The sequence below is a fragment of the Bradyrhizobium sp. USDA 4504 genome, assembly GCF_054063995.1.
In genome coordinates, this window is record NZ_JBSSGV010000001.1 from 1578879 (window position 1) to 1593282 (window position 14404).

At 65.1% G+C, this 14404-nt stretch carries 13 protein-coding genes; 11 read left to right on the plus strand and 2 right to left on the minus strand.

Going from position 1 to position 14404, the window contains the following annotated elements; all coding sequences use genetic code 11:
* Positions 1–75 precede the first annotated feature (75 nt).
* The 3 genes from ACVMB1_RS06800 to ACVMB1_RS06810 are packed head-to-tail and all read left to right on the plus strand — an operon-like array spanning position 76 to position 2081.
* Positions 76–633, plus strand: a complete 558-nt coding sequence (locus ACVMB1_RS06800; RefSeq protein WP_141340879.1) for a carboxymuconolactone decarboxylase family protein — start codon at positions 76–78, stop codon at positions 631–633.
* Between the two features lie 4 nt (positions 634–637).
* The gene (locus ACVMB1_RS06805; protein ID WP_076833419.1) at positions 638–1501 is read left to right on the plus strand and encodes an SDR family NAD(P)-dependent oxidoreductase; all 864 of its coding nucleotides are present in this window, start codon (positions 638–640) and stop codon (positions 1499–1501) included.
* 16 nt (positions 1502–1517) lie between these two features.
* Entirely contained in the window at positions 1518–2081 is a 564-nt protein-coding gene (locus ACVMB1_RS06810) for a VOC family protein (protein WP_076833421.1), read from the plus strand.
* Between the two features lie 289 nt (positions 2082–2370).
* Here the strand turns inward: ACVMB1_RS06810 and ACVMB1_RS06815 are convergent, their stop codons facing one another.
* Positions 2371–2463, minus strand: a complete 93-nt coding sequence (locus ACVMB1_RS06815; RefSeq protein ID WP_229159983.1) for a DUF6471 domain-containing protein — start codon at positions 2461–2463, stop codon at positions 2371–2373.
* Positions 2464–2504: 41 nt separating this feature from the next.
* On the opposite strand from ACVMB1_RS06815, the gene ACVMB1_RS06820 reads away from it, so the two are divergent.
* A complete protein-coding gene (locus ACVMB1_RS06820) occupies positions 2505–2720 on the plus strand; it encodes a hypothetical protein (protein WP_076833423.1) in 216 nt (71 codons plus the stop codon).
* Between the two features lie 128 nt (positions 2721–2848).
* Here ACVMB1_RS06820 and ACVMB1_RS06825 read toward each other — a convergent pair whose 3' ends face one another.
* On the minus strand, positions 2849–3844 hold the full coding sequence (locus ACVMB1_RS06825; protein WP_076833425.1) for a LysR family transcriptional regulator: 996 nt from the start codon (positions 3842–3844) through the stop codon (positions 2849–2851).
* A gap of 91 nt (positions 3845–3935) precedes the next feature.
* On the opposite strand from ACVMB1_RS06825, the gene ACVMB1_RS06830 reads away from it, so the two are divergent.
* The 7 genes from ACVMB1_RS06830 (at position 3936) to ACVMB1_RS06860 (ending at position 14400) form a co-directional block, all read left to right on the plus strand.
* Entirely contained in the window at positions 3936–4961 is a 1026-nt protein-coding gene (locus tag ACVMB1_RS06830; RefSeq protein ID WP_233475853.1) for an ABC transporter permease, read from the plus strand.
* A 79-nt stretch (positions 4962–5040) separates the two neighbouring features.
* Complete coding sequence (locus tag ACVMB1_RS06835; protein WP_076833596.1) at positions 5041–6066, plus strand: sugar ABC transporter substrate-binding protein; 1026 nt, start codon at positions 5041–5043, stop codon at positions 6064–6066.
* Positions 6067–6166: 100 nt separating this feature from the next.
* The gene (locus ACVMB1_RS06840; protein WP_456814192.1) at positions 6167–8305 is read left to right on the plus strand and encodes an ABC transporter permease; all 2139 of its coding nucleotides are present in this window, start codon (positions 6167–6169) and stop codon (positions 8303–8305) included.
* Positions 8305–9426 (plus strand): SMP-30/gluconolactonase/LRE family protein, encoded by a 1122-nt coding sequence (locus ACVMB1_RS06845; protein ID WP_456814193.1) that lies wholly within the window; start codon positions 8305–8307, stop codon positions 9424–9426. Before ACVMB1_RS06840 ends, ACVMB1_RS06845 begins: the two co-directional genes overlap by 1 nt.
* Positions 9423–10961, plus strand: coding sequence for a sugar ABC transporter ATP-binding protein (locus ACVMB1_RS06850; protein WP_456814194.1), 1539 nt, complete (start codon positions 9423–9425; stop codon positions 10959–10961). Before ACVMB1_RS06845 ends, ACVMB1_RS06850 begins: the two co-directional genes overlap by 4 nt.
* Positions 10962–11308: 347 nt before the next feature.
* A complete protein-coding gene (locus ACVMB1_RS06855; protein WP_456814195.1) occupies positions 11309–13624 on the plus strand; it encodes a bifunctional salicylyl-CoA 5-hydroxylase/oxidoreductase in 2316 nt (771 codons plus the stop codon).
* On the plus strand, positions 13621–14400 hold the full coding sequence (locus tag ACVMB1_RS06860) for an SDR family NAD(P)-dependent oxidoreductase (protein WP_456814196.1): 780 nt from the start codon (positions 13621–13623) through the stop codon (positions 14398–14400). Before ACVMB1_RS06855 ends, ACVMB1_RS06860 begins: the two co-directional genes overlap by 4 nt.
* Positions 14401–14404 lie beyond the last annotated feature (4 nt).

A 14404-nucleotide genomic window follows, 5' to 3' on the forward strand; every position in this document is an offset into this window, starting at 1 on the left:
CTCGGTCGGCCCGGTGCATTAGCTGGTCGCACCGACGGCAAGAATAACGAACAAGCAAAAAAGGGAGAGACACGCGTGGCAAGGCTGCCCCTGATTGATCCGGAGACGACGAGCGGAGAGATCCGCGCCTCATTCGACCGCATGCCGGTCAAGCTCAACATCTTCCGCATGATGGCCCATGCCGAGGCCAATATGATCCCGGCGATGCGGCTCGCCAATTCGATCCTGCACAAGCAGAAGCTGTCGGCGGTCAACCGCGAGCTCCTGATCCTGCAGGCCGCGCAGCTTGAGGGCGGCGCCTATGAATGGCGCCAGCACGTGCCGATCGCGCTCGGTGTCGGCGTCACCCAGGCGCAGATCGATGCCGTCGAGCGCGGCGATTACGACGATGCCGCACTCAACGCAGCCGAGCGCGCGCTGCTTCGCTTCGGCCGCGAGGTGGTCGAGAAGGTCCGCGTCGGCGATACCGCCTTTGCCGCGGTGCGCGAGCATTTCAGCGATCAGGAGATCGTCGAGGCGATCGTCGCGCTCGGCTTCTACATGATGATGGCGCGGCTGACCGAGGCGACCGAGACCGATCTCGATCCGGCCGCCGGCATGGCCGTGTTCGAAGGCGGCAAGAAGCAGGGTTGACGAGATGTCGGAGACTTCGCAAGAGGCCAAGCAAGACCCCGAGCCGGAGCGCTATGTCCGTCCGCTGAGCGCGGAATCCTCGGGTACCGCGCCGGGCAGGGGACGCCTCAACGGCCGCCGCATCCTCGTGGTCGGCGGCGGCCAGCGGGTGTTCGATGCCGCCACCGATCCGATCGGCAACGGCCGCGCCATGAGCCTGCTGTTCGCACGCGAGGGCGCGCATGTCGCGGTCGCCGACCTCAACCGCGCCTCGGCCGAGGACACGGTTGCGCGCATCGCTGCTGACGGCGGCCGCGCTTTCGCGATCGCCGCCGATGTCACCAAGGAAGCCAACGTCATCAGGATGATCGACGAGGCGCATCGCACGATGGGCGGGCTCGACGGCATGGTGCTGAACATCGGTACCTTCGGCAAGACCGGGCTCGACAATGTCAGCGCGGAGGAATGGAACAGGATCTACGACGTCAATGTCCGCGGCCCGATGCTGTGCTGCCGCGCGGCCTTGCCGAAATTCGAAGACGGCGGCTCGATCGTGTTCATTTCCTCGATCGCGGCGCTGAAGGCGGGATCGCAGATGGCGGTCTATGATTCCTCCAAGGCCGCGCTCGGCGGCCTGATGCGCAACATCGCACACACGGGCGCGCGGCGCGGCATCCGCGCCAATCTGGTCTATCCCGGGCTGGTCGACACCCCGAACGGCCGCGAGGCCGGCGCGGGCCGGCCGTCGCGCGGCAAGGGGCATATCCCGTTCGGCCGTCAGGCGACGGCGTGGGAGATCGCCTATGCCGTGCTGTTCTTCATGTCGGATGAAAGCGTCTATGTCACCGCGCAGACGCTCGCGGTCGACAGCGGGCTCAGCGGTTTGTGAGCGGCGGGGAGGGCGCATGAGCGCATTGTTCGGCAAGGTCTGTCAGAACGGCTACGTCGTTCGCGACATCGATGCGGCGCTGAAGTTCTGGACCGAGACACTGCGGGTCGGGCCATTCTTCCTGATCCCCTCGGTCAAGGTCGATTGGTTCCGCTACCGCGGCGTGGACTCCGCGGTCGAGATGTCGATCGCGCTGGCCAATTCCGGCGATCTGCAGATCGAGCTGATCCAACAGCGCAACGACGCGCCGTCGATGTATCTGGATTTTCTGGCGCGCCACGGCGAGGGCCTGCAGCACATGTCGTACTGGAGCACGGACTACCAGTTGCTCTATGACCGCGCCGTCGCGGCAGGCTTCACGGTCGGTCATGAAGGCCAGATCGGCGGCCCCAGGGGACGCTTCGCCTATTTCGACACCGCCGGCCATGCCGGCACCGTGATCGAGATCTCAGACATCTCGGGATCGAAGGGGCGGTTTTTCGAGACGATCAGGACCGTGGCCGCGACCTGGGACGGCTCGGACCCGATCCGCGTGGTGGGCCGACGCGGTATTATGGCGCAAACGCCACAAGGGTTATGAGGACGAGCACGGCAGTACTGAAAGCTGCAATGCCAAGGCAAATGCGTGCCGGGACAGAATGGGATTCGAAACGTGGCAGTTCAGGCATTGCGCGCTCCACTTGCGTTGCTTGGGGCGAGGCGGGAGCGCGGTGACTGACAGCGATCTCGTCACCGATAGATGCCGAAAGGCCGTGCGGTGATAGAGACAAAGCTGCGCTCTATTTCGTGCGAGCGCCAGCAATATGTTTCTCCCCGATCACGGAACGATCTGAAAACGCCTCAAGGCACTAAGTTGCCGGTTATTGCGGTCAAATCTCCTCCAGCACTACCTGCTCAAGCTCTAGTGCCGCGACGCATGCAAGGAAGAAGATCGCCGTAAACGATCCACGTTTCAGCTTCATGGTTCCACCCGGTATCTGAACAGCCTCGGCGGCCAAACGGAATGCAAGTTAACGAATTTGAATTCATCGCCAGCGGCGAGTTTTCGGATCCATTGCGCAAAGGCGGCAAAACCCTCTGGTTCTATTGCAATTTGGTCTATCTCGAGTTCATACAGGTCCGCCGTGAAAGCGGCTTTTGCTGGCGGAGGGTCGATAATCCCAATACGCACGGCTACTTTGTCGCCGACGCCGCTCCGGCATACAATCAAAAGACTTAAGAGCGTTGCGGCCCAAGCCGCGCGCCGCCACACGGCGCTTCTCCTAGCTCACGGTACCCTCCCGGAATCTAGGAACCGGAGTTTCGGTAGGCTTGTGGCGTTTGCGCCATAATACCGGGCGGACGCGGCTATTCGGCGGCGAGGCTGGCCGGAAGCGGGATGCCGACCCTGGGGCGCGCTTTCACTGCGCGGCGATTCTTCTTGCTGAAGCGGCTGCCGGCCAGCAGCGCCGCGGCGGCGCGCAACTGCTCGCGCAGCCATTGATTGGTGGTGTCGTCCTCGGCGGTGGCGTGCCAGTAGAGATAATTGACGTGCGGACTGATCGGAAACGGGCAGGGGAAGCACTGCAGCAGCCCGGGATCTTCCAGCACGGAGGCGGCGCTCTCCGAGGCGGTCAGCAGCATGTTGCTGCGGCTCACGACGTGGCAGGCGGTTGCGAAATTCTGACAGGTCAGGCGAACAGTGCGGGTCAGGCCGAGGCGCTGGAGCTGAAAATCCTCGAATGACAGGCCGCTGCGCCGCGACGTCACGCAGACATGCTCCATGCGCAAATAAGCCTTCTTGTCGAGCCGGGTGCCGAGCTCGGGATGGCCGCGCCGCGCGAACACCGCGATATGCTCCGTCAGGATCTGCTCGCGCCGCACCTCCGCCGACAGAGGCAACAGCGTATCGATCGCGACGTCGAGGGTGCCGGCGGCAAGCTCGCGCTCGAGATTGTTGCGCTCGCTGCGCACGGTGGCGATCTCGACCAGCGGCGCCACCGTGCTGATGCGGTTGATCAGCGCGCTCAGCATCGGTGCCTCGAGATTGTTGCGCAGCCCGATCACGAACCGCTTCGGCGTCTGCGCCGGATCGAACCGGTGGGTGTGGGTCAGCGTCGTCTCGAGGCCGTTGAGCGCCTGGCGCACCGTGGTGATGATCTGCCGAGCCAGCGGGGTCGGCGTCATCACGTGGTTGCGGCGCACGAACAGCGGATCGTTGAACATCGCGCGCAGCCGGCTGAGCGCATGGCTTACCGCGGGCTGCGTCAGGTTGAGGCGGAAGCAGGCGCGGCTGACGCCGCCCTCGGAATAGATCGCGTCGAACACGACGAACAGGTTCAGATCGACGTCGCGTACATGCATGGAAATGATCAATCCGTATCCGCCGAATGCATTTGACGAATACTAATCGGCACTCTTAAAGTCTCAAGCAAAATAATACCTGGAGGAAACGATGAGCGTGCAATCGCCATCGCGCGGCGTTGCTGTCCCTGCGGCATCATCTCGCCTGGGCGCAATGCTTGCAAAGCCGAGCCAGGAGCAGATCGTGCTCCTGATCACCATCGCACTCCTGATCGTGTTCGGCCTGACGCTGAACGGCTTCGCCACCGTCTCCAATCTCCTGAATTTGTTGCGGAGTATTTCCATCCTCGGCGTGCTCGGCCTCGGCATGGGTCTGATCGTGATCAGCCGCGGCATCGACCTCTCCGAGGTCGCGATCATGGCGGGTTCCTGGGCGATCGCGCTGATCTACATGCAGAACGGCATGCCTGTTTTCACGGCAGTGCTGCTGGCGCTGGCGGTCGCGGTGCTGATCGGCGTCGTCAACGGCGTGATGGTCGCCTTCGTCGAGGCGCCGGCGCTGTTCGTGACGCTGGCTGCCGGTTTCGTGATCTATGGCCTCGCCTTCTGGATCGCGCCGGCCTGGGTGGTCTATGCGCCGAAGGATGCGCCGGGCCTGATGTATCTCGGCGCCGGACGGCTGTTCGGCATCCCGGTTCCGATCCTGGTGTTCGCGGCCTGTGCAATCGCAATGCATTTGTTCCTGTCGCGCACCTCGATCGGCCGCTTCATCTATTCGCAGGGCGACAATCCGGAGGCCGCGCGGCTGACCGGCGTCGCGCTGCGGCCGCTGATCGTGCTCGAGCACGTGCTGGTTGCACTGCTCGCCTGGATTGCGGGCCTGGTCTGGGTCGGCACCACGGGCAGCATGCAGATGGCGATCACCCAGGGCACCATGATCTTCGACGTCGTGCTCGTCGTCGTGATCGGCGGCATCAGCCTAATCGGCGGCCGCGGCAGCGTGTTCAGCGTCGTGGTCGGCTGCATCCTGATCGGCACGCTGCTCAACGCCTTCACCATCATGGACGTCAACAGCGAGGTGCAGAACATCATCAAGGGCGTGGTGCTGCTGGCCGCCATCGTGCTCGACAACTGGCTGCACCCCCGCGACGAGGAGACCGCGCGGCAAGGCGACTAGGACATGAAGACTGGGCGCGTCCCTCGCGCCAATCAAAGCGATTCCAAATCAATCAAAAGAATTTTGTGTGGAGGAGACGATGAAGACGACCAAGTTCTGGACGATCCTGCTCGCCGGGGTGGCGCTTGCCGCGATGCCGTTCGCGGCGTCGGCGCAGGATGAAGGTACCAAGGCCGGGCGCGAGCTGCGCGCAGCGTACGACAAGTCGCTGCAGGGCAAGACCGTCGCCTATCTGCCGATCGCACTCGGCGTGCCGCTGTCCGACGAATGGGGCCGCGTCGTGCAGGAAGAGGCGGAGTGGCGCGGCATGAAATACATCGTGCGCGACCCCAACAACAACCCGTCGGCCATGCAGCAGGCGCTGACCGCGCTGGTCGACCAGAAGCCCGACGTCCTGATCGTGCAGAATCCGAGCGTGACGCTGTTGATGAAGGACCTGAAGCGCGCCGAAAGCCAGGGTACGCATGTGATCCAGGTCAACATGGCCTCGAACTACAAGTCCGGCGCCTTTGTCGGCGTCGACTGGCGCGAGATCGGCAGGATGCTGGCGAACGAAGCCGTGAAGGCCTGCGGCACCGGCTCCGGCAAGTCGGGCAAGGTGCAGATCGTGCAGGGCGAACTGACCGCGGCGGCCAGCGTCGACCAGGTCGGCGCCATCATGGAGGTCCTGAACAAGGATCCCAACATCAAGGTGGTGTCGAACCAGGCCGCGAACTGGGACGCCAACACCGCGCTCAACATCACCGCCACCGTGATCCAGCAGCACCCCGATCTCTGCGCCTCGATCGGCTTCTGGGGCATCATGGAGTCGGGCGCCGCGCAGGCGATCCGCAATGCCGGCAAGATCGACGATGTAAAGGTGTTCGCCTCGGGCGAGGGCTCGCAGCTCGATTGCGACCAGGTCAACTCCGGGAATTTCAGCAAATTCCTCAGCTACAAGGCGACCGAGCAGGGTCACGATCTGATGTTCGCAGCCGAGACGCTGCTGATGTCCGGCGACAAGCCCGGCACCAAAAACCTGTCCTATTACACGCGGCCGATCTGGATCGATAAGACCAACGCCTCGCTCGGCGGCACCTGCTTCGCGCTACCCAAGAAAAACTAACAAGGCGCGAGACAGCCGGCGCGGGGGGGCATTCCCGCGCCGGCTGTATCACGGGTCAGAATCCGGAAACGTTGAAACCGGATCAGGGAGTGCTTTGGCGATGTCGATGGCAGTTGATTCCTTTTCCGCATCGGTGCGGCGGTTCTCACCCCGGCTCCTGCTGTCGGAGCTGTTGCTGAAACAGTGGTTCGAGCCGGTCGTTCCGTTCACCGTGATGATCGGGCTGTGGGCCTATTTCGCGCTCACCATTCCCGACTACGCCTCGGTGCAGAACTCGGTGTCGCTGCTGCGGTTGTTTGCCGAATTCGGTTTCGTCGCGCTCGCGATGGGTTTCTGCCTCGTCACCGGCGGCATCGACCTGTCGGTCGGCGCGATCTTCGCGCTGTGCAATTTCGCGGCGCTGTATTTCCTGCTGGTGCGCGAATGGCCGGTCGGCCTCGCGGTGCCGGCGACGCTGCTGGTCGGTGCGCTGCTCGGCAGCATCAACGGCTTTCTGATCGGCTTCCTGAAGACGCGGCCGTTCCTGACCACGCTGGTGACGCTGATCATCCTGCGCGCTTCGGTCAATCTGCTTAACACCAGCTACGCCCAGGTATTCGCGACCAATTCGGTCGAGAGCGATGCCTGGGATTTCATCGGCGGCGGCAGCGTGCTCGGCATTCCCGTCAATGCGGCGACGCTGTTCGTGGTGCTGCTGATCTGCCACATCTTCCTGTCGCGCTCGCGCTATGGCTGGCATCTCACCGCGATCGGCGCCAGCCGCAAGGCGGCGCGTCATGCCGGCATCCGCGTCCGCCTGATGCTGTTCATGACCTATGTGCTGTCGGGCACGCTGTGTGCGGCGAGCGGCATCTTCTACGCCGCGCGCCAAGCCTCGACGGATTCCACCACGGGCGTGGGATGGGAATTCCAGGCGCTCACCGCCGTGGTGCTCGGCGGCGTGTCGCTGGCCGGCGGCAAGGGCACGGTGTGGCGGGCGATGATCGGCGCGCTGATCATCTTTCTTTTGATCAACGGCCTCGTGCGGATGGGCATCCCGGGCTATGTCACTTCGGCGGTGACCGGCATGATCCTGCTCGCGGCCGTCGGCATCGACGTCAAATGGTCGAAGAACCGCGGCAAGGCGATCCAGAAGATCTATGTCAATCCGGCATTCGTGCCGCTCGCCTCGGCGCCCGCGGTGCAGCCCGGCGCGGCGTCGCCCTATGCGCAGAACGACCGGCTAATCAATGCGCAGGCGATCGGCGTCGATCAGGTCGAGGGGCCCGAGGATGTCATCCTCGACCGCCAGGGCCGGCTCTACGGCTCGACCCGCGACGGCAATGTGATCCGTTTTTCCGGGCCGAACTTCGAGACCCGCGAGGTGTTCGCCCATATCGGCGGCCGGCCGCTCGGCATGCAGTTCGATCGCGATGAGAATTTGATCGTCGCCGTCGCCGGCATGGGCGTCTACGGCGTCGCGCCCGACGGCCGCATCTTCAAGGTCACCGACGAGACCAACCGCACCTGGTACAAGCTGAACGACGACAGCCGCCTGCGCATGGCCGACGACCTCGACATCGCACCCGACGGCAAGATCTATTTCAGCGACTGCACCACGCGCTACGAGATGACCACCAACACCCTCGACATCCTCGAGGGCCGGCCGAACGGCCGCGTGGTCTGCTACGACCCGGCGACCAAGACCACGCGCACGGTGATCAACCACTTCTATTTCCCGAACGGGATCTGCGTCTCGCATGACGGCAAATCGATCCTGATCGCGTCGACCTCGCTGTGCAAGGTGTTCCGGCACTGGATCGACGGGCCGAACAAGGGCAAGACGGAGGTGCTGATGGACGAGCTGCCGGGCAACCCCGACAATATCAACCGCGCGTCCGACGGCACCTACTGGCTGGCGCTGGTCGGCATCCGCACGCCGACCTTCGACCTTGCCGCGCGAAAGCCCGGCTTCCGCCTGCGCATGGTGAAGCAGGTGCCGACCGACGAGTGGCTGGCGCCGGCGCTCAACCATGGCTGCGTGCTGAAATTCAACGAGCAGGGCGAGGCGCTGGAATCCTGGTGGGACCCGACCGGCATTTCGCATTCGACGTTGACCTCGATGCGCGAGCACCAGGGCTATCTCTATCTCGGCGGGCTCGAGAACAACCGGATCGGCCGCATCAAGCTCGACGGCGTCGACGACAGCTGGACCGGCTACGATGCCTATTGGGGCGCAAAGAGCAGGGTGACGACGTAATGGGATTTTTCGATCATCTGCTGCGCGACATCCGCAGCGTCATCGACCGCGACGGCGGCCAGAACGCGATCCCGCCGCTCGACGGTGCGCTGAGCCCGAACGACCGGCTCGACAGCGCCACCCCGATCGGCGAGCCGTTGCCCGGCGTCGACGACGTGATCGCCGCCGGCGACGGCGCGGTCTATGTCTCGGCCGGACGCCGGGTGCTGAAGCTCGGCGGCAATGACTTGTCGACACGTACGGTCGTCGCCGAGTTCGAGGATGATGCCGGCGGGCTCGCGTTGCATCCGGACGGCCGCCTGCTGGTCTGCGTCGCGGGCAGGGGCCTTGCCGCGATCGATCCGGCAAAGCCCGATCCGCGCTGGCTGGAGGCTGCCGGCGGCAGCGCGCTCACAGGGCTGCTGTCGGTGACGGCGGCGCCCGATGGCCGCATCTATGCCGTCGAAGGCAGCACCGGCCGACGCCCGGGCGAATGGCGGCATGATTTGATGGAGAAGCGCGCCAATGGCCGGCTCGTCAGCTGCGGCGCCGGGCTCGACAATCCGCAGCTGCTGCTGCGCGATCTGCCCTATCCCTATGGCGTGAGTGTTTCGGCCGACGGCAGCAGCCTGTGGCTCACCGAAAGCTGGGCCCATCGCCTCAGCCGGTTCGCGCTCGGCGGCAACGGGCTTGGTCCGCGCGAGACCGTCGCCGGCAACATGCCGGGCTATCCGGCGCGGCTGCATCCGGACGGCCACGGCGGCATGCTGCTCGGCATCTTCGCCCGCCGCACCCACCTGATCGAGTTCGTGCTCAAGGAAGACGATTTCCGCGAGGAGATGATGGCGACGATGCCGCCGGATTACTGGGTCGCGCCGGCGCTCGCCGGTGGCAGCGATTGCCTCGAGCCGATGCAGATCGGCAGCGTCAAGGCGCTCGGCATCCAGAAGCCGTGGGCGCCGCCGCGCTCCTACGGTCTGCTGGTGCATCTCGATGGCGAGGGCGATGCGATCGACAGCCTGCACAGCCGCGCCGGCGGCCGCTTCCACGGCATCACCGCCGCCTGCGCCACGCCATCGGGCGTCGTGATCGCGGCGCGCGGCGCCGGACGCCTGCTGCGCACGACGGGAGAGCTGCGATGAATGACGGTGTGATGCAGGCGGCAACCGCGACCCAGTCCGCAGTCCGCGAGCCGGTGCTGCGGATCACCAACGGCTCGAAAATCTATGGCGGCGTCCACGCCATCGAGGGCGTCAATTTCGACCTCTATCCCGGCGAGGTGCATGCGCTGGTCGGCGAGAACGGCGCCGGAAAATCGACGCTGTGCAAGGCGATCGCGGGCGCGATCCAGCTCACCTCCGGCGACTATCTGCTCGACGGCAAGCCGACTAATTTCGAGCAGCCGCGCGACGCGCTCAATGCCGGCATCTGCATGGTCTATCAGGAGACCAGCCTGGTGCCGACCATGACCGCCGCGCAGAACATCGAGCTCGGCAACGAAAAGCTGCTGACGCGTTTCCGCACCCTGAACATCCAGGCCCAGCAGCTGTTGCAGTCGCTCAACTTCCACGTCGATCCGGCGACGCCGGTGGCGCTGCTCGGCACCGCCAAGAAGCAGATGGTGGAGATCGCGCGCGCGATCTACAACAAGGCGCGCATCATCATCTTCGACGAACCGACCGCATCGCTGACGCCGGAGGAGATCGTCCACTTCTTCCATCTGGTGCGCGACCTGCGCGCCCGCGGCGTCTCGATCATCTACATCTCGCATGCGCTGGAGGAGTCGCTGCAGATCGCCGACCGCATCACCGTGCTGCGCGACGGCAAGCTGGTGATCACGGCGCCGGCCAGGCAGCTGACGCGCGATGCGCTGGTGCAGCACATGGTCGGCCGCGAGGTGGCGCAGGCGGTCTATGGCGGCAAGGCGAAAACCCATCAACGCCGCGAGAAGGTGCTGACGGTCGAGAACGTCACCATGGGCATGGCGGTCAAGAACATGTCGTTCTCGGTCTATGCCGGCGAGGTGGTCGGCATCGCCGGCCTGATCGGCTCCGGCCGCACCGAGATCGCCAAGATCATCTACGGCGCGCTGAAGCGCAATTTGGTCAATGGCGGCACCATCCGGCTGCGCGGCAAGCCGATCCGCTACCGCGTGCCGCGGCAGGCGATCAATGACGGCATCGCCTACATCACCGAGGACCGCAAGGCCAACGGCTTCTTCGAGACCATGGTGGTCGACGACAACGTCTATATCGGCAGCCTCGCCACCGGAAAGGGCTGGAGCTTCCTGCTGTCGCGCGCGCGGCGCAGCAAGCTCGCCAGCTACTGGGTCGATCGGCTCAAGATCAGCGCATTGCAGCGCAAGGCCAGGATCATCGAGCTGTCCGGCGGCAACCAGCAGAAGGTGGTGCTGGCCAAGACGCTGGTGCAGGACCCCTCGATCATCATCTTCGACGAGCCGACGCGCGGCGTCGACGTCGGCACCATCCCGCACATCCACGGCGAAATCCGCCGCCTCGCCGACGAGGGCAAGGCGGTGGTGGTGATCTCGTCCTACCTGCCGGAGATCCTCGCGGTGTCCGACCGCATCCTGGTCGCGCGCACCGGCCGCATCGTCGCCGAGTTCGACGCGGCGGACGCGACGCAGGACAAGATCCTGTACGCCGCGGTGCATTGAGGGCGCGCGGCGCGGCCTGTCGTCGGCGTAGGGCGGATTAGCGCAGCGCAATCCGCCGTCTTGCCACGCCTTCGACGGGCAAATCAGCGGCAACAAGTTCAGTGTCGTCCCGGCGCAGGCCGGGACCCATAACCACAGATCGTCATTGTTGTACGTCGCTGGAACGACGAGTCCCGCCGACAATATCTGCTGCGGCGTATGGGTCCCGGCCTGCGCCGGGACGACAGCGTTGGGTGGGGCGCCAACTCCCTTGACAATTATTTTAAGTATAAAATAATATCCCGTATCGGCTCCAGGGGAACGCGCCTCGTCCGTGCCCGCGCCGCCGAAGCCAACGGGAGAACGCCATGCGGATCGTTTGCATTGGGGGCGGGCCGGCCGGGCTTTACTTCGGCATCCTGATGAAGATGCTGGACCCCGCGCATCGGATCTCCGTGGTCGAGCGCAACCGGCCCTACGACACCTTCGGCTTCGGCGTGGTGTTTTCCGATGCGACCATGGACAACATGCGCAAATGGGATCCGGTCACCGCTGACACGATCGAGCAGGCCTTCAACCACTGGGACGACATCGAGGTCCTGATCAAGGGCCGCCGCATGCGCACCACCGGCCACGGCTTCGTCGGCATCGGCCGCAAGCGGCTGCTCAACATCCTGCAAGCGCGCGCCGAGGAGCTCGGCGTCGAGCTGATCTTCGAGCGCGAGGTGAATTCCGATCTCGAATTCCCCGACGCCGATCTCATCGTGGCATGCGACGGCGTCAACTCGAAGATCCGCACCAAATACGTCGAGGCGTTCCAACCCGACATGCTGATGCGGCCGAACCGCTACATCTGGCTCGGCACCAACCGTCCGTTCGACGCCTTCACCTTCGACTTCCGCAAGACCGAGCATGGCTGGTTCCAGGCGCACATCTACAAGTTCGAGGAGGGCGCGGCGACCTTCATCGTTGAGACCACCGAGGAGGCCTATCTCGCCCACGGTCTCGACAAGATGGAGCAGGACGACTCCATCGCGTTCTGCGAGAACGTGTTCGCGGAAATCCTCGAGGGGCATCACCTGGTCTCCAACGCGCGGCATCTGCGCGGCTCGGCCTGGCTGTCGTTTCCCAGGCTGATCTGCGGCAAATGGACCGCGTTCAACGGCAACAGCCATGTCGTGCTGATGGGCGACGCCGCCCACACTGCGCATTTTGCGATCGGCTCGGGAACCAAGCTCGCGCTGGAGGATGCGATCGAGCTCACCAACCAGTTCAAGATCCACGGCGCGACGCGCGACAGCATTCCCGCGGTGCTCAAGGCATACGAGGAGCTGCGCCGGGTCGACGTGGCGCGGATCCAGAACGCCGCGCGCAACGCGATGGAATGGTTCGAAGTGGTCGGCTCGCGCTATGCCGACACGCTGGAGCCGGAACAGTTCATGTATTCGCTGCTGACCCGCTCGCAGCGCATCAGCCACGAGAACCTGCGGCTGCGCGACAAGACCTGGCTCGAGGGTTATGAGCGCTGGTTCGCGGAGCGCAGCGGCGTGGCCGCGACTAACGACCGGGTCACGCCGCCGATGCTGACGCCGTTCCAGATCCGCGGCCTGTCGCTTCATAACCGCATCATCGTCTCGCCGATGGCGATGTATTCGGCGGAGGAGGGCGTGCCGACCGACTTCCATCTGGTGCATTTCGGCTCCCGCGCGCTCGGCGGCGCCGGCCTTCTCTTTACCGAGATGACCTGCGTCTCGCCGGAAGCGCGGATCACGCCCGGCTGCTGCGGCCTGTGGAACGACGCGCAGGCGGCGGCCTACAAGCGCATCGTCGACTTCGTGCATCACAATTCGCAAGCCAGGATCGGCATCCAGCTCGGCCATGCCGGCCGCAAGGGCTCGACGCGCGTCGCCTGGGAAGGCATGGACGAAGCGCTGCCGGACCACAACTGGCCGCTGGTGTCGGCTTCGTCAGTGCCTTATCTGCCCGACGGCCAGATTCCGGAGCCGATGAGCCGCGCCGAGATGGACGAGGTGCGCGAGCAGTTCGTCGCCGCAGCCAGGCGCGCTGCGGCCGCCGGCTTCGATATCCTGGAGCTGCACTGCGCGCACGGCTATCTGCTGTCGAGCTTCCTCTCTCCGCTGACCAACCGCCGCACCGACGACTACGGCGGATCGATCGAGAACCGCGCGCGTTATCCGCTGGAGGTGTTCCGCGCCGTCCGCGCGGTGTGGCCGGAGGACAAGCCGATGTCGGTCCGCCTGTCGTGTCACGACTGGGCCGAGGGCGGCAACACGCCCGAGGATGCGCTGGTCTTCGCAAAGCTGTTCAAGGAGGCGGGAGCCGACCTGATCGACTGCTCCTCGGGGCAGGTCTGGGCCGACGACCATCCGATCTATGGCCGGCTCTACCAGACGCCGTTCGCCGACAAGATCCGCAACGAGGTCGGCATCGCGACCATCGCGGTCGGCGCGATCTCGGAGGCGGATCACGCCAACTCGATCATCGCCGCCGGCCGCGCCGATCTCTGTGCCATCGCGCGGCCGCATCTCGCCGACCCCGCCTGGACGCTGCATGAGGCCGCGAAGATCGGCGTCAAGCAGGTCGCCTGGCCGAAGCAGTACCTGTCGGGCAAGTCGCAATACGAGGCCAATCTCGAGCGCGCCGCCGCGGGAGTGAAGGCATGACACGCTTCTGGCCCAACGCACATGCGCTGGTGACCGGTGCCGGTTCCGGCATCGGCGCCGCGACGGCGATCGCACTCGCAAAAGCCGGCGTGCGCGTCAGCATCACCGGACGGCGGATCGACGCGCTGAAAGCGACGGCGGCATCGCTCGACAAGCAGGCCGGCGCCGTGGTTTCGATCGACGTGACGGATGAATCCGCGGTGAGCAAGGGTTTCGCGCAGATCGAGGCCGAAGTTGGCCCGATCGATATTCTCGTCAACAATGCCGGCAAGGCCGCGAGCGCGCCGTTCGACAAGACCGGCGCGGCGCTGTGGGCCGACATGCTGGCGAGCAACCTCTCCAGCGTGTTCCTGGTGACGCAAGCCGTGCTGCCAGGCATGGCGCAGCGCGGCCGCGGGCGCGTGATCAACGTCGCCTCGACCGCGGGCCTCACCGGCTATGCCTACGTCTCCGCCTATGTCGCGGCCAAGCACGGCGTCATCGGCCTGACGCGCTCGCTGGCGCTGGAATATGCACGGCGCGGCGTCACCGTGAATGCGGTCTGCCCCGGCTACACCGATACGCCGCTGGTGGCGGATGCCGCCGCGAACATCGTCGCCAAGACCGGCCGCAGCGAGCAGGAGGCGCGCGCTGCGCTTGCCAAAGTCAATCCGATGCAGCGGCTGGTGACGCCGGAGGAGGTCGCCGACGCCATCCTCTGGCTTGCCTCCGAGACTGCATCGTCAATCAACGGACAAGCCGTCGCGGTCGCCGGCGGCGAAGTCTTTACCGGGTGAAGGA